Source organism: Agathobaculum sp. TL06 (genome assembly GCF_054658635.1).
Genome location: NZ_BAAGGY010000032.1, coordinates 1 through 24938 on the forward strand (window position 1 = coordinate 1; position 24938 = coordinate 24938).

The window sequence follows — 24938 nt, forward strand, 5'->3', positions numbered from 1 at the left end:
AGAAGCAGTTCGCTTTGTCAAGAACTTTTTTCAATCTTTTTTTCAGATTTTCGAGCCGTTCTTTCTCTTTTCCGAACTTTTCCGGCCGCCGCCCCTTCCGAAGCAGCTTATTCAGTATATCAAACCCCAAGCTGTTTGTCAAGAACTTTTTTCTTCTTTTTTCAGCTTTTTCCGCACCGCTCTCGCGCGGCTCGTTTACTATACTATTTCCCCCGCTCCTTTGTCAATACCTTTTTTCCCCTTTCCTTTCGATTTTCTTCGTGTCTTTTTCCATTCGTGCCATATGCTACATTTGAATATCGACACTTTCCATGGTATAATACCCTAAAAATATGTCTTTATTCATCCAAAGGAGGAACTTATGTTAAAGCGCCTGATTTTTACCGCGCTCAGCGTCGCCGCATTGACCTGCACGGCTTCTGCGGCCACCGCTTTGCCTGCGGCTTCCGGCGGCCAAACTTTTTATGTCAGCACAACCTTATCGGATACTGTCGGCCGCACAGCGACCCCCACGATCTATAATATAGATGGCAATACTTATTTTAAGCTCCGCGACCTGGGGCGTCTCCTTGATTTCGGCGTTGCCTATGATCCATCATCCAACGCGGTCCATATCGATCCGGACGGCTCCTACATCCCCGAAGCAGGAGAAAGCAGCACCGTGCAAAATACTGCCACCAGCTCCGCGGCCGCCGTCCCCACCCGCCAGACACTTTATCTCGCAGGGGAACGCATCACCCCGCAGGTCTATAATATCAAAGGAAATAATTTTATCGGCCTGCGCGCCTTGGGCCAGCTGGCCGATTTCGGCGTCTCCTACAATTACGACAACAAGCGGATAACCGCCTATGCCGCGTATCCTTACGCGGCCGAGACCTCCTGGAACGCGGCAATGAACGACCTTGCCAACAATCTGCGCGTGCTTCCCAGCGCTTCTTATCACTTGACCGCGGCCCGTTATGCGCCGGTCATCACAGAAGATGGCAGCGCCGACTGGCGCGCGCTTGTCAGCACCCTGCGCGCCGTTAAGGACGCACCGCTGTATGCTTCCGGCAGCGCGCTTTTCCGCAGCAACCTGTATTGGGCGGACGCGCTCACCGCGGCGCTGACCAACACCACAGCGTCCGGCACCCCAGCCTATCACGCGGCGCTGGCCTCGCTCGCCGATCCGGACCTGTTCGATAATCCGGACAAGACCGCTTTGCAGGCCGACTTTCAGGCCATGTCAGCCGCCTATCTCGGCTCCAGGCCCAGTTCTCTGGCAGACGTTTCAGTTTCCAACGGTTATTCCAAAAACGCCCGCTCCCGCCTGTCGCTGTCGGATACCTATACCCTGACCGGCGGCGCGTCCGCTGACGACCGAAAAAAAGCGGAAGCCTATTTCTCCTCCCAAATGGCTGAGCTGTCCGCCTTAAAGACGGACAGCGAGCGCGTCTCCTATATCTATCGCCTTTTGCAGCGCGAGTACCAGACCGGTGGGAGCGCCTCCTGGACGACCGCTTACGGCAGGAAAAAACCGGTCAGCGCCACCTCGCTCGCGGCCGCTGCGGATTGGATGTTCGCTGAAGCCGGCATCCCCGCGTTTCTCGCGCGGAGCTGGTCGGCTGCGTGGAACGTGGTCTATGTCAATGGTCAATGGGCGGTGTTCGATTTTACCAAGGGGAACACGCTCCGCTCCCTTGACGATTACCGTTTGATCGATACGCACCCCGGCTCCACCCTCATGCTGACGCAGGTCATGCGGCCCGGTTCCTCCTACTATAATGTAAAGACCGCCACCGTGGACAAGTACTTCTCTTACACCAGCCTGACCGGAACCCCGCAGGCAACCGCCGCGCAGATGCAGGCATATATCAAAAAAGCCAATCCCAACGTCCCACAGTCTGTGATCGATATGATTCCTTACTACATATCCGAAGGACAGGCCGAAGGGATCCGCGGGGATATCGCGTTTGCGCAGTCCTGCCTTGAGACCGGCAATTTCACTTTCCGCGACAGCGCCGTGACAATCGACCAGAATAATTTCTGCGGCCTCGGCGTGATCGATAACGGGATGAAGGGCGCGTCGTTCGACACCCCGCAGCTCGGCATCCGCGCTCAGATACAGCATTTGAAAGCTTATGCGAATCAGGAACCGCTCAGGAACGCCTGCATTGACCCCCGTTTTTCCCTCGTTTCCCGCGGCGCCGCGCCGACCGTGCAGTATCTGGGGATACAGGAAAATCCTAAGGGTTACGGCTGGGCCGCAGGCGCGGACTATGGCGTAAAAATATTGAACATCCTGGAGAATATCCTGACCTATTAACGGGTATACTTCCGGCGAGGTGAATGTGCATGGAACGATATCACAATCTGACCGAAATGCTGGCGATCAACCACGCCGCCCACGCATACTTTGACGACCTTCCGGATTATGTGCGCGAAATGATTGTCAAGCGCGGCGACAACGTCCATTCCCCCGACGAGCTGCACGGCTACGCGGAAAAGCTTTTGCGCGGGGATGACTGAACAGCAAGGGACGGGAGTGTTTTTAACACTCCCGTTTTCCGTTTTCGTCGAAGGCTGTAACACACTTGTGCCTTTACAAATCGCCAAGCGCATGCTATGATAAACTGTACCACGGAAAAAGGAGGTCGTGCAATGCCGGATAAAAAAGGGACAAAGCAGGTTACTGCCAATAAAAAAGCATGGCACGATTACTTTGTCGAGGACAAATTCGAAGCAGGCATCGAGCTGTTTGGCACCGAGGTCAAATCCATTCGCCAGGGGCAGATCAATCTCAAGGATTCGTACTGCACTTTCAAAGACGGCGAGCTTTTTGTGCGGGGCATGCATATTTCCCCGTATGAAAAAGGGAATATTTTCAACAAGGATCCTCTGCGTGTGCGCAGACTGCTGATGCACAAAAAGGAAATCGCCAACCTGTTCGGCAAAACCAAGCAGGACGGTTATTCCCTGATCCCTTTGTCCGTGTATTTCAAAAGTTCGCGGGTGAAGATCGAGCTTGGCCTGTGCCGCGGCAAAAAGCTGCACGACAAACGCGACAGCATTGCCGCGCGCGACGCAAAGCGCGAAATCGACCGCGCGATGAAAGAGCGCAATCGTTGAAAACGCATCTGCGGGATGCATCCACACGGGGCCGTAACGGGTTCGACGGGGGTGTTGAAGCCGGGATAGCGGGCCGCAGCGGGGATCTGCGTAAAAAGCTCCAACTGTTTATAAATTAAACAACAACGATTATACTCTTCAGGCTGCCTAATTAAGGCTTAGCCCGTCGGCTCAAAGAGGACCACGGCTTTGAGGTCCGGCGTCGATCAGTGGTGAACGTGTACGGGGTAAGAGTTGCCCCCGTCATGTAACATGACTCTACCAAAACGGTAAGCCTGTTTGCCGGCGTATCGCAGCGGGAATCCCAAAAGACAAACTGCGCCCGGAGAAGTCACGGTGAATGCGCTTTCGGACAGGGGTTCAACTCCCCTCGGCTCCACCAACTTTCCAACTGATACCACCTGATAACAGGTGGTATCTTTTATTTTTATCCGGTTTTTGCAACGCAAAATGCGGTTTGAAAATTTCGGTAGATATTCTGGTAGATTACGGTTTTGCACTTATGATACACTATAAGCAGGGTACTCCAAAAGCAAAAATCCGCAAACCGGAGACGCCCGCAACAGATACCGGTATCCGTTCTTCCGGCGCAGCTCGTGCACTGCTGCGCCGCCCACTTTATCAGAGGAAGGACGGTGAACACAAATGTCCCGCACGCGCGTGGAGCGCAACATCTCGTTTGACGACGAGAAAAAGAAATACTATGTCAATCTGGATTTCGGGCGCGACGCGCGCGGACGCCAGATCAAAAAGACCCGCACCTTTGCCCGCCTGTCCGATGCCCGCAGGGCGCTGCGGCTGCACGAGGTGCAGCGCGACTTCGGCGCGCTCACCCAGCCGAACGATACCACAGTCGCCCAGTGGCTGAACTACTGGATGGACGCTGTCGTGCGCCCCAACCGCGCCGCAACCACAGTCCACGGGTACAGCCAGATGATCGTGAACCACATCATTCCACAGCTTGGGGATATTCCGCTGCAATCGCTGTCCCCGCAGCGCATCCAGCAGTATTATGCCTACCTGTGCAACGACTGCGGCCTGTCCCCCAACACCGCGCGCAAGCACCACGACCTGCTGCGCAATGCGCTGCGGATCGCGGTCATGCAGGACGTGCTTGCCCGCAACCCGACCGACCGCGTAGAGCCGCCCAAATTCAAGCGCCCTGAGCCGCATTTTTATGACGTCGAATCCCTGCTCCGGCTGCTGGATGCCGTCAAGGGCACCCGCTTGGAGCCGGTCGTCTATCTGGCGGGCTATCTCGGCCTGCGCCGCGAGGAAATGTGCGGCCTTCGCTGGAAGGATGTCGATTTCCAAGGCAAAACGCTGTGCATCCACCGCGCCCGCACGATGGCTGGGTCACAGGTGATTGAAAAGGACACCAAAAACCGTTCCTCGACCCGTTTGCTGCATATGCCGGACGAGGTTGTCCGCGTGCTGCGCGCCGAACGTAAGCAGCAACGCGAGAACCGGCTGTTTTACGGCGCGGACTATCATGACACCGGCTATGTGCTGACCTGGCCGGAGGGCGAGCCCTATCTGCCGAACTATTTAACCGAAGTATTCAGCAAATTTATCCGCAAAAACCGCCTGCCCAAGCTCACCCTGCACGGACTGCGGCACACTTTCGCGACACTCGCCAACCACTCGGGCGCGACGATCTACAACATCAGCAAGTCGCTCGGGCACAGCACGGTCGCGACCACGTCCATGATCTACACCCACCTACTGGATACCACGCACGAGCAGACGATCGAGGCCGTCGCACAGAGCCTGCGGAAAGGGAGCCGGGAGAGGAAGCAGCAAAGGGCGGAATAACAACAACCGATCCCATCAGAAGGAGGAATTCCCATGCACCTGATGCAAATCTTACGTGCGATATATGTCATCGTACCACCGTTCGTTTGTCTGCTGGTACTTGTTATCTGTCACATTTATATTTATCAACAACGAAACCACTCTGAACCATTTACCGACTTATCACCGCAGGAAGATGAGGAACCGTCGCCAGACGTAAGTACCGACGAACCAATGCCCGCTGCCTCAACCAATACCGTTCCGCGTATTATAATGTATTATCCCGATACATTTGCGCCGTGGCCAAGCTGTGTTCATCGGGATGATGGGCAGTATATGCGCTATCTTCGCTCCAAATCCGAAGATATCCGTCTTAAACTGTCTCCCGATCAGACCTATGAAATCATAGGCACATCCGGACGTTACAAAACCTCGCTCCGCTCTTGTACTTGTCCTGATTTTGGTAAAAATCAGCACGGCGGAGCACCCTGTAAGCACATATACTTTCTCGCCCGGCACTGCAATATAGATGTAGACGGCATATTCGAGGATTATCGCAAATATGGAAGATATGGCCACGATAAAGAGCACAGCGGCTATCGCAGATAGCATCGCTGCACTGCAAACAGCCTCCCGAAGTTATTTTTGGGAGGCTGGTTTTTTCGCTTCGTGTTGGGATAGCGTTTTCAATCCGCAAGGTTAATGACAATTTTTCCTTGTTTTTCTGCTTTCCCGGCGAACTTTGCGGCGCCGCCCCAAGTATGCGTGACATACACCACAACAAAATCCGCCTGCTGAAGCATCCAGTTGTTTCTGCGGTCGATGGCAAAGCGGGGCGGGACATTTTCCATCGCTCCGGGAAACAACGTCTCAGTAAAATCATCTGTGTTTTTCCCGGAAAGGCGTTCCAGCACTGCGGCATAGCGAATATGGGGATATTCCGCTGCCAATTCGCGCAGCGTGGCGTAAACAAGTGCGTCAAAAGAACCTTGCCGACCGACATAGAAAGTGTCTGCTTGCTGATTTTCAATCAGATTTATCAGCACGCTGCGCAGTTTGGGACGAATACTGTCCGGGCAGTCCCGATGGCCGAAAAAGGTGCAACTTGGCAATTAGTCCACCTCCCTGTACCAATCCATGATAACATGAAATGCGCAAATAGTACAGCTACATGGACTAAATTCACCGACATTTCTCCTATAATATCCGTAGTATAGGAGAATGGACGGTGAGCGCATGAAGTTGAACGAAGCGGTCAGCGAGCGGCTTCAGGAGCTTTTGCTCGAACGCAACATGACGCAGTATCAGCTGTCCATGAAAAGCGGTGTTCCAAAATCCACGATCGGCAATCTCGTGCATTGCCAATATGACTCAATGAAGTTGCGTATCATCCATGAATTGTGTCAAGGCTTAAATATCACGATCAGTGAGTTCTTTAATTCAAATTTGTTCAACGAGGAAAATTTAGAGCCATAATGAGCAGAAAGGCGTGTGCCGCTTGGGCACACGCCTTATTTGTTTACATCTCGCCTTTCATATACCGCTCCAGATCGTATTTGAGCACGCGGATCTGGCCGCGCTTGCCGATGCGGCGGCTGGGCAGGTCGCCCGACCGCACGATCTCGTATGCGGTGTTGCGGCCAATGTCGAGCACCTCCGCCACCTCGGGGACGGTCAGCGTCAGCGGCAGTTCGTCAAAGCTGGTATAACGCTTTTCAGCCATTACCCTCGCCTCCCTTCCGAAGCGACGCCAGATAGATACGCGTCACATCCTCGCGTTCATGTCCGAGCAGCCTGGACACATGGCGGCAAGCCGCATGTTCGTCCATCCCCTGCTTCCGGCAAGCAAGATACTGCTCGACCGCGTATGTATGCCGCAGGCCGTGACAGGTCATCGGCCGGTGCGAGTCCGCGTCCTGCACCTCGTTGCGGTAACGGTAGATGAAGCACTGGAAGTTGTTGATCGCGCGGTCGGTCGGCATATCGTCCGGCACAAACAGCTTGTGCCCGCGCTGTGTCTGCGCCAGCATTTTCGTGAGTTCAATGCGCGGCGTTTCTGTAAGCGGCACGGTGCGTACCTTGCCGCCCTTGCCTTTTACGGTCAACGCACCAGCTTTCAGCGCGCGTTCGGCTGCCGCCGTGTCCAGCCGGAACACTTCATGGATGCGCAGGCCGCAGTACCGCGCGAGACACAGTGCCGCCGCATAGTCCTCGCGGCCCTCGCCCCATGCTTTGCCGATCATGCGGTTGAACTCCCGCTCGCTCCAGGTACGGTCGACCTTTCCGAAACTGCGGCGTTCCAGATCAAGCATGCTGTTGTCCGGCAGCGTGTGGTATTTGACCTGCGGCATCTGGTCATGGAAAAAGCGGATCGCCGCCAGATCGGTCTTGATGGTCGATGCTGCTTTGCCGCCCTCTTTCAGGAATTCTGCATAGGCGAAAATATGCTTGGGCGCGATATTGGCCAGTCGTTCCAAACGGTAGACTTCTGCAAGAAAATAGCAGAAGCGGCAGACCGCCTCTTTGTACCGGCGGCGCGTCTGAATGCTGCCCTGCCGGCTGTGCCGGAACACGCGCTCCACCTGCGCGAGCAGGTTTTGATAGATGTGATATGTGGACATGGTATTCTCCTTTCATCTGGGAGACAGACGCAGCTCACCCGTCTGCAAACGCAGGCCGTTTCCGCCCGGTTTCCCCGCATGGCGGGGAGAATCCCTACCCTACGCATCCGTTGTACTGTGTTTTTCAGCCGAACAGCAGGGTTTTATTCACGCAGGAGCAGCGAATCCGGCAGGCTCTGGTATCTGTCTCTGTTGTAAATTGGTTTAGCAATCATTGCCGCAGGCACCGCATATGCGGCTGCACCCAAGGTGCGCGGCAGGCGCAAAACCGGCAAAGTACCGGCTGCACTTCGTGCGTGCGCCGTGTACCGGCTGTTGGCAGACCAGCCGGCAGATGCATGGGTAAAACCGTGCTGCCATACACGGCCGAGGATGCGCCAGCCCCTCTTGACGTCCGCACCGGCTGTGCGGAACGCCCGAAAAGAATACTTCATCTTTGTTTCCTCCTGGGTTCCGTGCGGTCTGTACCCAGACAAGACGGCCAGAACCGTTTTCTGTTGTCCGCTCCCAATCCGTATAGCGAGGTGAGTGCGGGATGTTTTCTGCTTCCTGGTGTCTCCTGCTCTGGCGCGTGCAGGAGACACTTGCGGTGCGGAAGCCGATCGGCGTTGAAAAACGAACTGCGTTTTCATCATCATCGTTCCTTTCCGATCAAACAAAAAAGGACATATCTCTGCTTTTACGCAGTGATTTGTCCTTCGTTTGATCAATATCGTTTTTCTTTCATTTGTACAACCCGGGCAGGCATACTACCCCCTGGGCGGTTTTACTCTGACAAAATTACTCTGACATAATACAAGTGTATTGTAGCATAGTAGGGCGAGGTTGTACACTTGCAGTTTGTGCAAGACCTGATTGCAGCCATATTGCTATAGACATGATATAGGTCGTATTACTGTTTACTGCTGCGCTATTTGCAGCTCTAAAAACAGAAAAGGGCACACAACCACTTTATTTCGCAGTCGTATGTCCTTACTTTATGATTGATCTGGTTTCAAATATTTGTACAACCCAGAGCGCATACTACCCCCTGGGCGGTTTACTCTGACAAAATTACTCTGACATGGTTCAATTGTATTATAGTGTGCTCCGGCTGCGTTGTAAAGGTGAGAAGTTTTCATCTTTTTGAGTGAAGTAAATATATACTCCTTGAGTCCTGGAAAAACCAACGAACCGAACATACCCCCGATCCGATCAAACATATTGGTTTGGCAAGAAGTGTTGACCCCGTCAGAGAGTCTCCGTCAATTCCCCTCCATACCGAAGGCACAAACAGTTTTTTCTTCCCTGGCCATAATCTCTCCCATCAGTAGTCGCACCGTCGCACTGTCCCAGAGGGCAAGGAATCTTACTGTTATTCGCCAAAAAGTGAAGTCTTGCGAAATAGGGAATTACTTACTGCATCCTTGCTTTCTCCCATTATATCTGCTAAAATTATATACAACACTGTCAGAAGTTGTTGTAAGCCTCGGCAGTATGACTCATATGTTCAGTGCTCTGCCAAGTGGTAGAGCATTTTCTTTGTTTTTATGTGTGAAAAGCCATAAGGCGAAAGAGAGGTGTTACATGGAAAACCTGTCTCTATTTGATAAAACAGAAGATCAAGCGCCGACACAATTGGAAATTACGCAGGCTGGCACTCTAAATGTTGTAAAAATGAATTTCTGTGGGGCGGAAAACTTGTCTTGGCAACATTTGTTTTCTGGTTTTGATTCTCTTCATGCCATCACATATTCCTCAGGAATTGGGTTTGTCTACCGGTTACTTGATCTATTTAAAGATGCAGAGATTATTTTTGGCTGTGACGAGGTTATTTCCTACTCACTTCAAGAGATCATGGCCTATCAATGCAAGACGATTGAGAGGCTGCGTGAAACTGCGAGCAAAATGAAGCTGGACTTAGTGTCTCGCGTCAAGGAGGGAACATTGCGTTTCTATGTCGCCCGCAGCATCCTATCTCATGAAAAAATTTATCTACTTTCAGCGCGTGACGGTCGCAAACGTGTTATCATGGGATCAGCTAATATGTCATTCTCTGCATTTAGCGGGCAACAGAGAGAGAACATCTGCTACTTGGATGGAGACGAGGCCTATGCATGGTATTGGGATTGTTACTGTGGGTTACGAGATGAAAGCACGGATCAGATTGCCAAGGAAACTCTATTGTATGCCGATGATGGAGATAATTTAGACGAGTTGCCGATTGCCAGAACAGTGCGCACAAGAAAAGCGCTTGTATTGCAGCCTGTAGCGGATGCACAGGATGAGGTTCGCTTTTCTCTGGATATTAAGAATTTATCGACTAAGTTTGCGCCCTCCGTTCCCAAGCCGGATAAGAAGGGCAAGTTGATGCTCTCTCCGGAAAAAATAAAATCAATTCGCCGGCAAGTGGTTTCCAATAAGGAAAAGGAGAAAGAACTACAGAGCGAATATCCACAATTAGAGATATTTCCCGACGAAAAGATAGCTCGGCTCAATGGTAAAGCCCTAAATCTGTCACCCGAGAGGGCAGAAATCGCCAAAGATATCGATCTATTCCTTAAATATATGGACGGGTACAAAAAGTTTCACGGCGATGTGTCCGGAATGCAGCGCCGGTACTATGAATTTGCCAACTGGTTTTTCTGTACCCCTTTTATGGCAGGAATGCGAGACACAGCGGTGCGATACAATCAGAACCTACTTCCGTACCCTGTGTTTGGCTTGGTTTATGGACAAAGCAAAGCAGGGAAAACTAGTTTTCTGGAAACCTTGCTGAAAATGATGATCGGGCAAAAGACCAAATTAGCTGCGCCGTATTTTACCCGATCCAGCATCGAAAATTTGAAACGTACTGTAAAAGGTGCCCCCATCATTGTCGATGATTTGACCAATGCACGATTTAGCCAGCATGCTATTGAAACCATCAAAAATGACGACTTTGGAGTAGCGGAACAATTAGTCCATTATCCAGCCGTGGTTATCAGCGCCAATGAGGACGTCAAAGCGGTGGCGCAGGAAGTTATTCGCCGCACGGTAATCTGCCGTGTCCAAGCCGGTCTCACCAATACGGAAGTAATGCGAAGCAGTGTGGTTCGCACGGTGCAACGAGAAATCGGGACAGCATTCTATCGAGAATACTTAAGAAGAATGATGGAAATCGTTCCTGATTTGCAAGAAGAAATGAAAGATGAGTCTTCAGAGAGTGCGCCAGATATTTTAGCGAACTCATCCCGGGTTTTATTAGAGATTTTCGACGAATTTACCGAAATAGAACTGCCTCCCTATATCCGCCCGCTGACACTTGATGACTATTTCAGTGAAAAAGTTACTGGTAGTTATGCCATTAAAACGATCCGCAACGCATGGAAAACCAGCCAGGCCTCCTTTGATTTGTCGGAACGAACCAACGAGTTACGCTACAACGCTGGGGCCACATACGAGGCCGATCGAATTTTAAAGGAATTGCCCGAGACACTGGATGCCCATAAGTCTAGAGACTGGATTATCATGGATTTAGATATGGCACGAGAGTTCTTTGGTATTCCTTTCAAGAAGTCTTGGTTGGACCGGTTCCGAAAAAGATAACTTTAGTAGTATAATTTACAGGCCTATCCGTAATAGTACACTGCTGAAAAAGTATGTTATTAACACATATTGATATTAAATTTATTTTCTGTAACCTTTGCAAAACTAATTGCACTGTATATTTTCATTTTATACAATGGAGGATCTATACATGACTGGAACAAATTCCAGCAACATCGGATTTGAAAAGCAAATCTGGGATGCCGCCTGCGTCCTGCGGGGCAATATGGACGCCTCAGAATATAAATCTGTGGTTTTGGGCCTGATTTTTTTGAAGTATATCTCCGACCGCTTCGAGGCCAAGTACAGGGAACTAAAAGACGAGGGCGAGGGCTTTGAGGAGGACAAGGACGAATACACCGCAGAGAACATCTTCTTCGTGCCGGAGAACGCCCGGTGGAAAGCGATTGCCGCTGCTGCCCATACGCCAGAGATCGGCACTGTAATCGACGACGCCATGCGCAGTATTGAGAAAGAGAATAAAAGGCTGAAAGATATTTTACCCAAGAACTTTGCCCGGCCAGAACTGGATAAACGCCGGTTGGGCGAGGTAGTAGACCTATTCACCAATATCCAAATGATCGAGCACGGCGAGAGCAAGGATATTCTGGGACGCACCTATGAATACTGCCTTGCCAAATTCGCGGAGCAGGAAGGGAAAAATGCCGGCGAATTTTACACCCCCTCATGCGTGGTCCGCACATTGGTAGAGGTTTTGCAGCCCTTCAATGGCCGCGTCTATGACCCCTGCTGTGGCTCTGGCGGGATGTTCGTCCAGTCTGCAAAGTTCATCGAAAACCATGGCGGCAACATCAACAAGATTTCCGTGTTTGGGCAGGATTCTAACCCCACCACCTGGAAGATGGCTCAGATGAATCTGGCCATCCGGGGGATCGAGGCTGACTTGGGCAAGTTTAACGCCGATACTTTCTTCAACGACTGCCACCCCCAACTCAAGGCCGACTATATCATGGCCAATCCTCCCTTTAACCTCTCCGGCTGGGGGCAGGAAAAGCTGCTGGACGATGTGCGCTGGAAGTACGGCACGCCGCCCGCCGGCAACGCCAACTTCGCGTGGCTTCAGCACATGATCTGGCATCTGGCCCCCAACGGCCGCATCGGCATGGTACTGGCCAACGGCTCCCTGTCCTCTCAGTCCGGCGGTGAGGGCGAGATTCGCAAAAACATCATCGAGGACGATCTGGTGGACTGCATCGTCGCCATGCCGTCCCAGCTGTTTTACACCACGCAGATCCCGGTCTCCCTCTGGTTCCTGGCCAGAAACAAGAAGCAGAAGGGCAAGACGCTCTTTATCGACGCCCGCAAAATGGGGACTATGGTGACCCGCAAGCTGCGGGAGCTGACTGACGAGGACATCCAGAAGATCGCTTCCACCTACAACGCCTTTGTGGACGGCACTCTGGAGGATGTCAAGGGCTTCTGCGCGGTGGCCACCCCCCAGGACATCGCCAAGCAGGACTATATCCTCACGCCGGGACGGTATGTGGGTATTGAAGAACAGGAAGATGACGGCGAACCGTTCGAGGAAAAGATGAGCCGGTTGACCTCAGAGCTTTCCGAACTGTTTGCAAAATCCCATGAGCTTGAGTCCGAAATTAAGAAGAGACTGGGGGCGATTGGATATGACATCTAATTGGACTAACTCTACTCTCGGAGAATTGTCTATTGGTGGACGAGGTTATTATGGTATTGGAGCATCAGCAGTTCCTTATTCGACTGAACTATATACTTACTTGAGAATCACGGACATCAATGATGATGGAACATTAAATATGTCAGATTTGAAGTCTGTGTCTGATGAAAAGGCCACCGACTATCTTCTAAAGCCCAATGATATTGTCTTTGCGAGAACCGGGGCAAGCACTGGACGGAATTACTTTTATGATGGAACAGATGGTGAGTTTGTTTTTGCAGGATTTTTGATTAAGTTCTCTCTTGATCCTGAAAAAGTAAATCCGAGATATATCAAATACTACTGTCTTTCAAAAGAATACAGGGATTGGATCGCAGCCTTCAATACCGGAAGTACACGAGGAAATATAAATGCTCAAACCTTAGCCTCGATGCCTATTAGTCTTCCCGACAAAACAATACAAGATCGCGTTGTAAAAGTTTTAGATGCACTTGAAGAAAAAAGGAAAAGCAATACAAAGATAAACGATAATTTAGCGGCTTAGAGCTGGATAGCTGAGACATCGATCTCACCGCTCATCAACTTTGGCAAAAGACTATCTCTTAGCCGTTTGAGCTTATCGTTTTCAATGGCGTTGTATTTTATCTGCTCGAACATAGGAGTGACAATACCTTGATACCCTGCTATTTCTTCGACAGTGGGTAAAAACAATTCAAAAGCGAGGGTATCTGATGGAGTTGTCCTTTGCCTACTACCTGTCGATCCTGTGACATGGCTACACATAAAATCCGAAAACGAAGAGCTATCTATGACCGAATATAAGAAATCGGTGATTTCTTGGCTTTTTGCCTTATAAACTATGAACTCGGTTGAACAGACGGCATTTTCTGTCAAGCAATAAGGCTTCCAGACGCGCTTTGTTGTTGGATTCAGCTTGGAAATCATAAAGCAAGTATCATCCACAATAAACTTGTTGCTCTTAATCGCTGTCGATAGCTCAAACGCAGGAAAATGTGCTTCATCAAAAGCAGGGATACTGTAATGCTCAAGTAGCATTTCCGGTTTTTTAGCCGGATTGAAGCTTCTTTTTGAGATAGTAGCCACATCGCCGAGCCGTACAATACGCCAACCAACGGGCAAATTGCCACGATCGGCTGTTTCAAACCGTTCGTGATATAGTAGCTCGGCTTGCTGCTGTAAATTATCGTTTACCGCCCTAATCACTCTCAACAGTGGCGGGAGTATTACAAAAGGAACTGCCACTGTTCGTCGTTCTCTTAAAATGCAAAGGAGATACGACGATGAATGAACAACTGATCAATGAAATACAGCGGAGAATGCTCCCTTATCTCAACAACAAACAGCTCTTACAGCTTGGGAATGCCTTAACAGAAGTTTTTGAAGGAGTAACCGTTAAATTGGTTCCTCCTGAGCCAGACCTAAACCGCTCCGATAATATTGAAGCGTTTATCACGGCAAAGCGAATAGAGGGATGCTCTGAAAAGACCCTGAAATATTACCGTAAGACGATTGATTCTATGCTTTCCTCTATCGGTAAGTCAGCAAATCAGGTCACAACGGAAGACCTCCGCCAGTATCTGACCAACTATCAGATGCAACGAAAGTCCAGCAAGGTAACGATTGATAACATCCGGCGCATATTGTCCAGCTTCTTCTCATGGCTCGAAGATGAGGACTTTATCTTGAAAAGTCCGGTACGCCGGATTCACAAGGTAAAGACGGCAAAGGTGGTCAAAGACACCTACACAGATGAGGCGTTAGAGTTGATACGGGATAGCTGCATGACCACAAGAGACTTGGCAATCATTGACCTACTTGCTTCCTCTGGAATGCGTGTTGGAGAGATGATTATGCTGAACCGAGAGGACATCGACTTCAACGAACGAGAATGTGTTGTGATCGGCAAGGGCAATAAAGAGCGTCTTGTCTACTTCGATGCAAGGACAAAAATACATTTGCAAAACTATCTCAACGAGCGCACAGATGCGAACCCGGCACTGTTTGTCTCGTTGAAATCCCCTCACGACAGGCTGATGATCGGCGGTGTGGAAACACGGCTTCGAGAACTGGGGAAACGCCTGAGCTTGCCAAGGGTACACCCACATAAATTCCGGCGAACGCTGGCGACCTCAGCCATAGATAAGGGAATGCCCATCGAGCAAGTCCAGCAGCTTTTAGGGCATCAAAAGATTGACACCACCATGCACTATGCGATGGTGAAGCAACAAAATGTGAAGCTGGCACATAGAAAATACATCGGATAGGATGGTGAACCAAGTGGAACAGTGGATGGAAATGCGAGCAGCGGACTTTATCGAATTTAATCCGCGCATGAGTATAAAGAAAGGAACAATCGCCACTAAGGTTGCAATGGACAAGCTTCAACCTTTCACCAAGAGAATACCGGAGACTGAAAAAGCGGTATTTTCTGGCGGCTCTAAGTTCCGCAATGGAGACACAATCATGGCAAGAATAACACCTTGCCTTGAAAATGGCAAAACTGCTTTTGTTGATATTCTTAGAGAAGATGAGGTTGCGTTTGGCTCGACCGAGTTTATCGTTATGAGGGCAAAAGAAGGCATAAGCGATCCTCAGTTTATCTACTACCTCGCCACAAGCCCTTCATTTCGCAATATTGCGATTAAATCAATGGTAGGATCGTCGGGGAGACAGCGTGTCCAACAGAGTGTACTCAACGATCTCATTATGAAAGTCCCGTCGTTGGAAGATCAAAAGAAAATCAGCTCCGTTTTTTGCGTCCTCGACCAGAAGATCGCGCTCAATAATGAGATAAACGATAATTTACAGCAGCAAGCCGCTGCAATTTTTAGATCATGGTTTGTCGATTGTATTCCATTCGGAGGCACTGTACCGGACGAATGGAAGAATGTCACTTTAGAAGACATTACGTCACTGGTAAGTCGCGGCATAACTCCAAAATACGCTGATGATACCGACCAAATTGTAATCAATCAGAAGTGCATTCGCAATCATATGATTGATCTTTCTTTTGCGCGAAACCATAGGCCGAAAGTTATCAATAATAAGTGGCTTCGATTTGGAGACTTGCTAATCAACTCGACTGGCGACGGCACTTTAGGGAGAGCAGCGCAGGTCTGGTTTCAGCCGCATAATCTTACTGTTGATTCTCATGTTACGATTGTCCGGCCCGCAGCAGAAAATATGATCTTCTATATTGGGTTGTGGGGAACCCAGCATGAAAAAGAAATCGAGTCGCTTCATACAGGAAGCACTGGTCAGACAGAGTTGCCCAGAGATCGCGTAAAGGCTATCGAACTTCTCTTGCCTGATAAGGAGACTATGGATCGCTTTAATGCTCTCATTGCGCCGATGGCAGCTGCCATTGTCTCGAATCAGGAAGAAAACAACAGGCTTGCATCCATTCGAGATGCGCTCCTTCCAAAGTTGATGTCGGGCAGAATTGATGTCTCCGCTATCCGACTTTAAGCCGCTAAATTATCGTTTATCTTTTTTCTTATCTCTCACTGTGCACCCGTTTCTCATCCCATATGAGGCAGAATTAGACTGAAAAACCGGAGGTATGTGCAATGGACTTACAAAATACGATTAGCCGTGCCAGAAAAGAATACAAGGAGTATCTGCATGGGAAACATCCCGAATGGGCTGACAGCACTCTGAGCACCCATGTCTCCGATGCTTTCTATCTCTATCAGAATACCATTGTCCTCTCCTTCTGGAAGTGTTTTGAGAACGAAATAAGCATGAACGAAGCGCAGAAAGAGATTCTCGAATACATAACCCATGATGTTATGTCGGATCGCGCAGAAGAACGAGCCGCCATGTATTATAACGACTTGAAGATGCTCAAGGAATTTTTGGACTCCAAAGGCGGTGTGAAACAATATGTAGGCTCAGAGTATGACTGTGAAGCTACCGTCTATAAGTACGCAAAGCTGGCATATGATGGAACTATATCATCTGATAATGCCGTTAAAGCTCTATGCAAGGAAGTCCCTTACTTTGGGGAAACATCTCACAAACTCATGGTCATGCTGTTTGCCTCCATGATGGGAGGCATAAAATACACCCGCCGTGGCAATACGGAAACAACAATATATTTTATCGTCCATATGGGACAGGACTATGGCAAAGAGCGTATGATCAACGCGCTGAAAGCCACATACGAAAATGTCAAATACTACTACGAGCAAACTGGGAACAAATCAAACAGCATTCGCCGGGGATGTGCAAAGGTATGCAAGGACACCGGACTTATTATGGACTTTGGAGAGAATATGTTCGAGGGTATTATCCCGAAAGAGTCCACCGACTCTGCTCTCACCGTCGATGATACGGCTGTCCGCTATTGGCTTTATGCCGCTGGAGACAGTTCTGTCAACTGGGAAAAGGATTATTCCGAGGGCATTATGGCTATCGGCTGGGATGACTTGGGCGACCTCATGCAGTACAGCTCCAAAGAGGATATGCGCTCCAAAATGAAGGAGCTTCACGGTGAAGGCAGCTCGTATAAGAATCAAGTTCATGCTACATGGCAATTCGCAAATGTGATAAAACCGGGAGACATTGTTTTCGTCAAGAAAGGCAGGAAACAAATTCTGGGACGAGGCATTGTGGACGGCGAATATGTATATGATCCCTCCCGTGAACATTACTGCAATATTCGAACTGTCCGTTGGACGGATAGAGGGTTATGGGAACATCCTGAACAGCTGACCATGAAGACACTGACCGATGTCACCCCATATACCGATTTTGTTAAGAAAACCCAAAACCTCATCGATAGTGACAAAGTTGATGCCGTGATCCAGGACGAGGAAGGCAGCGATCAGGTTTACGATCCTTATACCGCAGATGATTTCCTGCATGATGTTTTTATGGATGAGAGACGCTACAAGATCCTCAAGTCCCTCTTGCTGACAAAGAAGAATGTGATCCTGCAAGGCGCTCCTGGCGTCGGTAAGACCTTTTCTGCAAAGCGCCTCGCCTATTCCATCATGGGTGAAAAGGACAACAATCGTGTGAAAATGGTGCAATTTCATCAGAGTTACAGCTATGAAGACTTTATCATGGGTTTCCGTCCCACAGAAAATGGCTTTGAGTTGAAGAAAGGTGTGTTCTATGACTTCTGCCGGAAAGCAGAGGAGGATGACCGTCCTTACTTCTTTATTATCGACGAAATCAACAGAGGAAATCTGAGCAAAATATTCGGCGAGCTGTTTATGCTTATTGAAAGTGATAAGCGCGGAGTCGAATTGCAGCTTCTCTATGCGGACGAGCAATTCTCCATACCGAGCAATGTTTACATCATCGGCATGATGAATACCGCAGACCGGAGCCTTGCCATGCTTGACTATGCGCTTCGCCGTCGCTTTGCATTCTTTGAAATGACACCAGCATTTAGCTCTTCCGGTTTCAGAGCGTATAGAATGAATATAAATAACCCGAAATTCGACCGGTTGATTGCTACCGTTGAGCAGCTTAACGAGGTCATAGCCAATGATGATTCACTTGGAGAAGGCTTCTGTATCGGACATAGCTATTTCTGTACGAACGCCACCGTCACAGACGATTGGATGAGATCTGTTGTTGAATTTGAGCTTATTCCCTTGCTCAAGGAATATTGGTTTGACGAGACCGCAAAGGTCAAAGATTGGAGCCGCACTCTTCGAGAGGTGGTCAAATGATTCCTATTCGCAATGTCTACTATATGCTTGCCTATACGTTTCAAGTCCTGCATGAACAGGGCTATAGGAGTATTGAAGCAGAAGATTTTACAAATACAGCAGAGCTTTTAGCTGCGATTTTATGCAAGGGAGTCTCCGTTCAGATAAAACGCGGCCTATGTAGGCAGTACATAACCAGCGTAGATTCATTGACCTCACCGAGAGGTAAAATAGAAATCCGCGAGTCTATCAAATCCCAAACCATACGCAAAAAGCAATTGGTTTGCACCTATGATGAGTTTTCCGTCAATGCCTATACAAACCGCATTATCAGAACTACTATGGAGTTGCTACTTAGAGCAAAGATCTCAAAGGCACGGAAGAAAGAACTCCGCAAGCTCCTTATCTTTTTTGATGGCGTTAGCACTTTGGACACGCATAACATCAAGTGGAATATACAATATGACCGCAATAATCAGACCTATCGAATGATTATAGAAGTCTGCCGATTCGTGATAAAAGGCTTACTTCAAACAACTGCCGATGGGTCTACGCAAATCATGGACTACGCAGATGATATGACGATGGCAAAGCTGTACGAAAAATTTATTCTGGGGTATTATCAGCGTGAGCACAGAGATATTAAGGTGCATTCCCCTCAAATTGCTTGGCAGGTAACAGACGGGTACAGAACGCGACTGCCTATAATGCAGTCCGACATTGTTCTCTCAAGCCAGAAATCCGGCAAAACACTGATCATCGACGCGAAGTTCTATACTCATAATATGCAGATGAAGATTCCCTACACGTCGCAGACTCTGCACTCAGGCAATCTCTATCAGCTATTCACTTATGTGAAGAATTGGAACACTGCGCCCAGCGAAGAGGTTTCCGGTATGCTGCTTTACGCCAAAACAGACGACGCCATTCAGCCTAGCGGTGACTATCAAATGAGTGGAAACCAAATTAGTGTTAAGACGCTTGATCTAAACTGCGAGTTTGCCGTGATCGCAGAGCAACTTGATGCGATTGCAGAAAGGGTAAAGGTATAGCCCCGACAAACCGAATAGGAGCATCGAATATGGTAGGATATTATACAGAATCAAATTATGAGAACGCTGTTCTTCAATTACTCAATGAAGGGCTGGGCTACACTTATGTCTACGGACCGGATGTAGAACGAGATTATCATTCACCGCTTTATGTCGATGTGCTTCTTCCCGCCTTACAGCGCATCAATCCAAGGCTGCCCATCGAGGCGCTGAATGAGGCCGTCTACAAGCTCAAAACCTTCGAGACCGGCACTCTGCTCCAGAAGAACATGACCTTCACGGACTACATGCAGTCCGGCGTACCCGTCAAATATTTTGTGAACGGTGAGGAACGCTCCGCCCTGGTCTATCTCATCGACTTCCGCAGTCCCGCCAACAACGATTTTACCGTTGTCAACCAGTGGACTATTGTAGAGAACTCGGAGAAACGCCCGGATGTGATCCTGTTTGTCAACGGTCTGCCACTGGTGGTGGTGGAGCTGAAGTCCCCCTCTCGGGAGGAGACTGACGCCTCGGCCGCTTACCGGCAGCTGCGCAACTATATGTATGAAATCCCGTCCCTGTTCATTTACAATCAGGTCTGCGTCATGAGCGACCTGACCACCTCCAAGGCGGGCACCATCACCTCCGGCGAGGATCGCTTCATGGAGTGGAAGACCAAGGACGGCAGCTACGAGAACACCCAGTACGCCCAGTTTGACACCTTCTTTGACGGGATGTTTGAAAAGGAGCGGTTCCTAGACATTCTGAAAAACTTCATCTGCTTCAATGTAGACGGGCAGAACACCTTCAAGGTGCTGGCGGCATACCACCAGTATTTCGCGGTGAAGAAGGCCATCGAATCCACCAGACACGCCATCGAGACTGACGGCAAGGGCGGCGTGTTCTGGCACACCCAAGGCAGCGGCAAGTCCCTGTCCATGGTCTTTTATGCCCACTACCTGCAGGAGGCGCTGGAGAGCCCCACGATTGTGGTCATCACCGACCGCAACGACTTGGACAATCAGCTTTACGGGCAGTTCTCCCGGTGCAAAGACTTCCTGCGCCAGACGCCCCAGCAGGCTGAGAGCCGGCAGAATCTGCAAGAACTGCTGGCAGGCCGCCAGGCCAACGGCATCATCTTTACCACCATGCAGAAGTTCGAGGAGACCGGCGAGCCCCTGTCCCAGCGGCGCAACATCGTGGTCATGGCGGACGAGGCTCACCGGGGACAGTACGGCCTGACAGAAAAGGTGGTCACCAGACAGAACGACAAGGGAGAATTGGAGGTCCATACCTCCATCGGTACCGCCCGCATCATCCGGGACAGCCTGCCCAACGCGACATACATCGGGTTTACCGGCACTCCCATCTCCTCCAAAGACCGCAGCACCCGGGAAGTGTTTGGCGATTACATCGACATTTACGATATGACCCAGGCGGTGGAGGACGGGGCCACTCGGCCGGTCTACTACGAGAGTCGCGTCATCCATCTGAAGCTGGATGAGAATACCCTGCGGCTGATCGATCAGGAATACGACCTAATGGCAGAGAACGCGGACCCCTATGTCATAGAGAAAAGCAAAAAGGAACTGGGCCAGATGGAGGCCGTCCTGGGCGCAGATGAAACTATCGACTCTCTGGTCTGCGATATTCTGAACCACTATGGGAATTACCGGGCGGGTCTGCTGACAGGAAAGGCGATGATTGTGGCGTACTCCCGCCCTATCGCCATGAAAATCTACCGGCGGATTCTGGAACTGCGCCCCGCCTGGACGGAAAAGGTCGCAGTGGTCATGACCCAAGGTAACAACGACCCGGAGGAATGGCGTCAGATCATCGGCAACAAGGCCCATAAGGACGACCTGGCCCGGAAATTCAAGGACAACGATTCCCCCCTGAAAATTGCCATCGTGGTGGATATGTGGCTGACCGGCTTTGATGTGCCGTCCCTCGCCACCATGTATGTGTATAAGCCCATGTCCGGGCACAATTTGATGCAGGCCATCGCACGGGTGAACCGCGTCTTCCGGGACAAGGAAGGAGGGCTGGTGGTCGATTATGTGGGGATTGCCTCGGCCTTAAAGAAGGCCATGAACGACTATACCGTCCGCGACAAGAAAAACTACGGCGATCCTGACGTGGGGAAGGCTGCCTACCCCAAGTTCCAGGAAAAGCTGGAGGTCTGCCGCGACCTGTTCCACGGCTTTGACTACACCAGCTTCCTCGCCGGAAACGACTTGGAGAAAGCGCGGATGATCAGCGGCGGCGTCAATTTCCTGCTGGGGAAGTCGGTGGCCGAGCGTGATCTGCCCGATGCCGAAAAGACACAGACCGTCTACATCAAAGAGGCACTTCTGCTCAAGCAGGCCCTCTCCCTGTGCAGCAGCATGGTGGACGCGCAGACTCGTTTTGAAGCGGCCTATTTTGAGACGGTACGGACGATGCTCGTCCGTTTGACCACCGATGGCACCGGGAAGAAGTTCACCTTGCCGGAGGTCAACGAGCGGATTAATGAATTGCTGAAACACAGTATCAAGAGCGAGGGTGTCATCAATCTCTTTTCCAATGTCGGCACGGAATTTTCACTATTTGATCCAAAATTTCTGGAAGAAGTCGCCAACATGAAAGAGAAGAACCTCGCAGTGGAGCTATTGAAAAAACTAATCTCTGAGCAGGTATCGGTTTACCGTAAGAGCAATCTTGTGAAGTCGCAGAAGTTTTCGGAAATCATCCAGTCCACCATGAACCGCTATCTGAATGGGATGCTGACCAATGAGGAGGTTATTCAGGAACTTTTGAAATTGGCAAGGGAGATCGCCGATGCAAACGCAGAGGGTGAAAAGCTGGGCCTGACTGCCGAAGAACTTGCCTTCTACGACGCACTGACAAAGCCTCGGGCCATCAAGGATCTTTATGAGCATGACGAGTTAATCGCCATCACAAAAGAGTTGACCGATCTTCTTCGTAACAATCGAACAATTGATTGGCAGAAAAAAGAAAGTGCCAGAGCCGGTATGCGGAGGTTAGTCAGGCGGCTGCTCAAAAGGCATAAGTATCCGCCAGAAGGCATGGAGGATGCGGTGCAGACCGTTATAAGCCAGTGTGAGATGTGGGTGGATGAAACAGCGCAAAAGAATTAGCGCATCTATGCGGTGGTGTTTCTGGATGCCATCCACTACCATGTCCGCAGCGAGGGACAGATCGTGAAGAAAGCAGTCTATATTGCCATAGGCATCGATCTGGATGGCCGGAAGGATGTATTGGGCATGTGGGTAGGTGAAAATGAGAGCGCCAAGTTCTGGGCGACCGTGCTCAACGGCCTGCGGAACCGTGGCGTAGAGGATATTTTCATCGCTTGCACGGATAATTTGGCCGGATTTGATGCGGCCATCCATGCCACCTTTCCTCAAACCGAAATTCAGAACTGTATTATCGGGGCCCCTCAAACCGAAATTCAGAACTGCATCATCCACCAGCTGCGCAATTCCAGTAAATATGTGTTACAAGGACTTGAAGGCGCTCATGGCTGATCTGAAAGCAGTTTATGCTGCCGTAGATGAGCAGGCGGCACTGGATGCACTGGATACCTTCGGAGAGCACTGGGACCGGAAATATCCGAAAATCTCCCAGTCCTGGCGTGACAACTGGTCAAACCTGAGCGCCTATTTCAAGTACCCTCAGGAGGTGCGGCGGCTGATTTACACCACCAACGCCATCGAGGGCTTCAACCGCCAGCTGCGCAAGGTGGCCAAGGCCAAATTTGTCTTTCCCACCGATGACAGCCTGCTGAAACCCTCTGGAGTTTTCGCTCCAGAGGGCTTTTTCATGTGTTGGTAAAGAGATACCTTTTTCACAAGTAACTTTCAAATCCCAGAGTCATCCAGCGGTCACTGGAACTTCTAAATTTGGGGATAAAAGTATTCAGTTTTTCTCTTGCCAATCTTCTGCAATCGGTTTCCAATCAGCTTTACGGTCTCCTATCCATACATCCCAGTAATCAGGATCATCTGATTTAGGCCTATGGTTTTCCTTGAGATAATTCATTCTCACCATAACGGGTAGTTCAGCTGCCCATCCAAGGAGGATAGCGTTCTGAGATGGAAGAGAAGGGAGTTCTCTGAGAAGACCGCGTAAATTATCAGGAACCAGTCTGTTAACAAGTTCTTGATCACGGTCATTACTGATTCGATGTAATAGAAAGCTATTGCATTGAGACAGAACAGTTGGTGAAAGTTCACTGGGCCGTTGAGATGACAGAATTAATCCCAAACCGAACTTTCGTCCCTCACGGGCTATTTTCTCAAAAACTTTAGTACACATTGCAGATGCATTCTCGTTTTCAATGTCATCACTATATTTTTTAATGAACGTATGAGCTTCCTCCATAACAATAGTTGTTGGAAGAGTTGTCCCATTATTAATTTTTCGGTATCGTTGCAGTGCTTCCAATGTCATGCGGGCAACAACAGATGTAATTATGTGTATAAGTTCTGCGGGAACGAGAGAAAGGTCAATCACTGTAATTGAGCCATCTATAGAATTACTGGGACATATATATTCATCTAACCATTGCTCAAGTGTTTCTACTGATTCTGGAGATATAATTCTTTTCAACTTTGTATCTGCGAGCAATGTTTTAACACGCATGAGCATTGTTTCAACATATTCTGTGGTTCCCATCATTTCAGCGTTAGCCTCAATGCTTCTTAGAAAGCTCTCTCCAGTAAAAAACAAGGGGACATCTGCATCAATGGGAAGAACATCGTCGGCTGATCCGCCAAAAACTTGGTGGGCATTTTTTACTAAGCGCAAAAGATTTTCTACTTCACTTTTTCGAAAATCATAGTGTGGATATCGCCCTGGACGAGCAGCAACTAATTCATCAATTTTCGCTTTAATCGCAGCAAGGGCTTCATTTTCTTCAGTTGAAAAACTTTCACTGCCTCCAAACTCGTCATTCCATTTTAATAGTTTATCATAGAAATTTTTGGGGTGCGGAAATTGCGCCCATGGCCTCCCGGAATTAATTTCTAAAGATAATATAGACACAATAGTTCGCAAAAATGATCGCATCGAATGACTTTGAGAAACTGGAGGCTCTATACCACCATCGCGAACTGACCGCAGTGCTTGTACAAGCGTGGGACGTTGTGCTTTACTGCTCGCTTGTGTAAAGGCTGCCCATTCAGCACTATTCCAAAGCCACAATGGAACAGTTAATTGCCTGATTCCTAATGCATCATTTTTCTCAACACCATATACCCTAACACAATTCATATCACGAAATGCAGAAGTGTATTCACCATTTGGATCGAGAATTATAAAGCGAGAATTCGCTTTTTTATTTGCACTTGCTTGTGCCGCTTCTATTGACCATCGTATTACTCCAGCGACTGAACATGACTTGCCGCTACCAGTGTTCCCAAGTATGGCAAGGTGTCTCCCAAATAATCTGTCTGGATCTACTGATACC

Annotated in this window: 21 protein-coding genes, 1 other RNA gene and 1 pseudogene; 17 read left to right on the forward strand and 6 right to left on the reverse strand. The window is 49.5% G+C overall.

The features are described 5' to 3' along the window. From ACYQ3S_RS14455 to ACYQ3S_RS14485, 7 genes are all read left to right on the forward strand, one after another. Positions 1 to 328, forward strand: a 328-nt coding sequence (locus ACYQ3S_RS14455; RefSeq protein ID WP_459690028.1) for a hypothetical protein, incomplete at its 5' end; no start/stop codon positions are given. A 33-nt stretch (positions 329 to 361) separates the two neighbouring features. After that, positions 362 to 2305: a glucosaminidase domain-containing protein gene (locus ACYQ3S_RS14460; protein ID WP_459690029.1), complete on the forward strand. Its 1944-nt coding sequence runs from the start codon at positions 362 to 364 to the stop codon at positions 2303 to 2305. Between the two features lie 29 nt (positions 2306 to 2334). Beyond that, positions 2335 to 2508: a hypothetical protein gene (locus ACYQ3S_RS14465; protein ID WP_153802385.1), complete on the forward strand. Its 174-nt coding sequence runs from the start codon at positions 2335 to 2337 to the stop codon at positions 2506 to 2508. A gap of 132 nt (positions 2509 to 2640) precedes the next feature. Further along, positions 2641 to 3108, forward strand: a complete 468-nt coding sequence (gene smpB, locus ACYQ3S_RS14470) for an SsrA-binding protein SmpB (RefSeq protein ID WP_459690030.1) — start codon at positions 2641 to 2643, stop codon at positions 3106 to 3108. Positions 3109 to 3135: 27 nt separating this feature from the next. Beyond that, positions 3136 to 3490: a transfer-messenger RNA gene (gene ssrA / locus ACYQ3S_RS14475) on the forward strand. Positions 3491 to 3753: 263 nt separating this feature from the next. After that, on the forward strand, positions 3754 to 4923 hold the full coding sequence (locus ACYQ3S_RS14480) for a tyrosine-type recombinase/integrase (protein ID WP_459690031.1): 1170 nt from the start codon (positions 3754 to 3756) through the stop codon (positions 4921 to 4923). Between the two features lie 33 nt (positions 4924 to 4956). Beyond that, positions 4957 to 5511 (forward strand): SWIM zinc finger family protein, encoded by a 555-nt coding sequence (locus tag ACYQ3S_RS14485; RefSeq protein WP_459690033.1) that lies wholly within the window; start codon positions 4957 to 4959, stop codon positions 5509 to 5511. Positions 5512 to 5588: 77 nt separating this feature from the next. On the opposite strand, the gene ACYQ3S_RS14490 is transcribed toward ACYQ3S_RS14485, so the two are convergent. Then, positions 5589 to 6014 (reverse strand): hypothetical protein, encoded by a 426-nt coding sequence (locus tag ACYQ3S_RS14490; protein WP_459690034.1) that lies wholly within the window; start codon positions 6012 to 6014, stop codon positions 5589 to 5591. A 109-nt stretch (positions 6015 to 6123) separates the two neighbouring features. Here ACYQ3S_RS14490 and ACYQ3S_RS14495 point away from each other — a divergent pair, with 109 nt between their 5' ends. Further along, positions 6124 to 6378: a helix-turn-helix domain-containing protein gene (locus ACYQ3S_RS14495; RefSeq protein ID WP_262564246.1), complete on the forward strand. Its 255-nt coding sequence runs from the start codon at positions 6124 to 6126 to the stop codon at positions 6376 to 6378. Between the two features lie 43 nt (positions 6379 to 6421). On the opposite strand, the gene ACYQ3S_RS14500 is transcribed toward ACYQ3S_RS14495, so the two are convergent. From ACYQ3S_RS14500 to ACYQ3S_RS14510, 3 genes are all read right to left on the reverse strand, one after another. Beyond that, the gene (locus tag ACYQ3S_RS14500) at positions 6422 to 6625 is read right to left on the reverse strand and encodes a helix-turn-helix domain-containing protein (RefSeq protein WP_295949753.1); all 204 of its coding nucleotides are present in this window, start codon (positions 6623 to 6625) and stop codon (positions 6422 to 6424) included. Next, complete coding sequence (locus tag ACYQ3S_RS14505; protein WP_459690036.1) at positions 6618 to 7523, reverse strand: tyrosine-type recombinase/integrase; 906 nt, start codon at positions 7521 to 7523, stop codon at positions 6618 to 6620. The genes ACYQ3S_RS14500 and ACYQ3S_RS14505 overlap by 8 nt, the downstream gene beginning before the upstream one ends. 143 nt (positions 7524 to 7666) lie before the next feature. Beyond that, on the reverse strand, positions 7667 to 7957 hold the full coding sequence (locus ACYQ3S_RS14510) for a hypothetical protein (RefSeq protein ID WP_459690037.1): 291 nt from the start codon (positions 7955 to 7957) through the stop codon (positions 7667 to 7669). A 1132-nt stretch (positions 7958 to 9089) separates the two neighbouring features. Here ACYQ3S_RS14510 and ACYQ3S_RS14515 point away from each other — a divergent pair. The 3 genes from ACYQ3S_RS14515 (at position 9090) to ACYQ3S_RS14525 (ending at position 13288) form a co-directional block, all read left to right on the forward strand. Then, entirely contained in the window at positions 9090 to 11090 is a 2001-nt protein-coding gene (locus ACYQ3S_RS14515) for a phospholipase D family protein (RefSeq protein ID WP_459690039.1), read from the forward strand. 151 nt (positions 11091 to 11241) lie between these two features. Further along, positions 11242 to 12744, forward strand: a complete 1503-nt coding sequence (locus ACYQ3S_RS14520; RefSeq protein ID WP_459690041.1) for a class I SAM-dependent DNA methyltransferase — start codon at positions 11242 to 11244, stop codon at positions 12742 to 12744. Next, a complete protein-coding gene (locus ACYQ3S_RS14525; protein WP_459690042.1) occupies positions 12734 to 13288 on the forward strand; it encodes a restriction endonuclease subunit S in 555 nt (184 codons plus the stop codon). The genes ACYQ3S_RS14520 and ACYQ3S_RS14525 overlap by 11 nt, the downstream gene beginning before the upstream one ends. Here ACYQ3S_RS14525 and ACYQ3S_RS14530 read toward each other — a convergent pair. Then, a complete protein-coding gene (locus ACYQ3S_RS14530; protein ID WP_459690043.1) occupies positions 13285 to 14007 on the reverse strand; it encodes a restriction endonuclease subunit S domain-containing protein in 723 nt (240 codons plus the stop codon). The genes ACYQ3S_RS14525 and ACYQ3S_RS14530 overlap by 4 nt on opposite strands. Before the next feature lie 38 nt (positions 14008 to 14045). Here ACYQ3S_RS14530 and xerA point away from each other — a divergent pair, with 38 nt between their 5' ends. The 6 genes and pseudogenes from xerA to ACYQ3S_RS14560 form a co-directional block, all read left to right on the forward strand. Further along, on the forward strand, positions 14046 to 15029 hold the full coding sequence (gene xerA / locus ACYQ3S_RS14535) for a site-specific tyrosine recombinase/integron integrase (RefSeq protein ID WP_459690045.1): 984 nt from the start codon (positions 14046 to 14048) through the stop codon (positions 15027 to 15029). 13 nt (positions 15030 to 15042) lie between these two features. Then, positions 15043 to 16233: a restriction endonuclease subunit S gene (locus ACYQ3S_RS14540; RefSeq protein WP_459690046.1), complete on the forward strand. Its 1191-nt coding sequence runs from the start codon at positions 15043 to 15045 to the stop codon at positions 16231 to 16233. A gap of 101 nt (positions 16234 to 16334) precedes the next feature. Next, the gene (locus ACYQ3S_RS14545) at positions 16335 to 18452 is read left to right on the forward strand and encodes an AAA family ATPase (RefSeq protein ID WP_459690048.1); all 2118 of its coding nucleotides are present in this window, start codon (positions 16335 to 16337) and stop codon (positions 18450 to 18452) included. Further along, on the forward strand, positions 18449 to 19483 hold the full coding sequence (gene mcrC / locus ACYQ3S_RS14550) for a 5-methylcytosine-specific restriction endonuclease system specificity protein McrC (protein WP_459690049.1): 1035 nt from the start codon (positions 18449 to 18451) through the stop codon (positions 19481 to 19483). Before ACYQ3S_RS14545 ends, mcrC begins: the two co-directional genes overlap by 4 nt. A gap of 29 nt (positions 19484 to 19512) precedes the next feature. Continuing rightward, positions 19513 to 22605 carry a type I restriction endonuclease subunit R gene (locus tag ACYQ3S_RS14555; RefSeq protein WP_459690050.1) on the forward strand — a complete coding sequence of 1031 codons (3093 nt, stop codon included), beginning with the start codon at positions 19513 to 19515 and terminating at the stop codon, positions 22603 to 22605. A 3-nt stretch (positions 22606 to 22608) separates the two neighbouring features. Next, positions 22609 to 23257 (forward strand): annotated as a pseudogene (locus tag ACYQ3S_RS14560) (transposase); the annotation flags it as partial. A gap of 129 nt (positions 23258 to 23386) precedes the next feature. On the opposite strand, the gene ACYQ3S_RS14565 reads toward ACYQ3S_RS14560, so the two are convergent. Beyond that, positions 23387 to 24938 (reverse strand): ATP-binding protein (locus ACYQ3S_RS14565; RefSeq protein ID WP_459690051.1); only part of this gene is annotated, 1552 nt, incomplete at its 5' end.

Bases quoted from the DNA above. Each gene is read 5' to 3' on its own strand.
- ACYQ3S_RS14520 (WP_459690041.1), top strand. From the start codon at position 11,242: ATGACTGGAACAAATTCCAGCAACATCGGATTTGAAAAGCAAATCTGG.
- ACYQ3S_RS14495 (WP_262564246.1), top strand. From the start codon at position 6,124: ATGGACGGTGAGCGCATGAAGTTGAACGAAGCGGTCAGCGAGCGGCTT.
- mcrC (WP_459690049.1), top strand. From the start codon at position 18,449: ATGATTCCTATTCGCAATGTCTACTATATGCTTGCCTATACGTTTCAA.
- ACYQ3S_RS14460 (WP_459690029.1), top strand. From the start codon at position 362: ATGTTAAAGCGCCTGATTTTTACCGCGCTCAGCGTCGCCGCATTGACC.
- ACYQ3S_RS14485 (WP_459690033.1), top strand. From the start codon at position 4,957: ATGCACCTGATGCAAATCTTACGTGCGATATATGTCATCGTACCACCG.
- ACYQ3S_RS14505 (WP_459690036.1), bottom strand. From the start codon at position 7,523: ATGTCCACATATCACATCTATCAAAACCTGCTCGCGCAGGTGGAGCGC.
- smpB (WP_459690030.1), top strand. From the start codon at position 2,641: ATGCCGGATAAAAAAGGGACAAAGCAGGTTACTGCCAATAAAAAAGCA.
- ACYQ3S_RS14465 (WP_153802385.1), top strand. From the start codon at position 2,335: ATGGAACGATATCACAATCTGACCGAAATGCTGGCGATCAACCACGCC.
- ACYQ3S_RS14480 (WP_459690031.1), top strand. From the start codon at position 3,754: ATGTCCCGCACGCGCGTGGAGCGCAACATCTCGTTTGACGACGAGAAA.
- xerA (WP_459690045.1), top strand. From the start codon at position 14,046: ATGAATGAACAACTGATCAATGAAATACAGCGGAGAATGCTCCCTTAT.
- ACYQ3S_RS14545 (WP_459690048.1), top strand. From the start codon at position 16,335: ATGGACTTACAAAATACGATTAGCCGTGCCAGAAAAGAATACAAGGAG.
- ACYQ3S_RS14515 (WP_459690039.1), top strand. From the start codon at position 9,090: ATGGAAAACCTGTCTCTATTTGATAAAACAGAAGATCAAGCGCCGACA.
- ACYQ3S_RS14510 (WP_459690037.1), bottom strand. From the start codon at position 7,957: ATGAAGTATTCTTTTCGGGCGTTCCGCACAGCCGGTGCGGACGTCAAG.
- ACYQ3S_RS14555 (WP_459690050.1), top strand. From the start codon at position 19,513: ATGGTAGGATATTATACAGAATCAAATTATGAGAACGCTGTTCTTCAA.
- ACYQ3S_RS14500 (WP_295949753.1), bottom strand. From the start codon at position 6,625: ATGGCTGAAAAGCGTTATACCAGCTTTGACGAACTGCCGCTGACGCTG.
- ACYQ3S_RS14525 (WP_459690042.1), top strand. From the start codon at position 12,734: ATGACATCTAATTGGACTAACTCTACTCTCGGAGAATTGTCTATTGGT.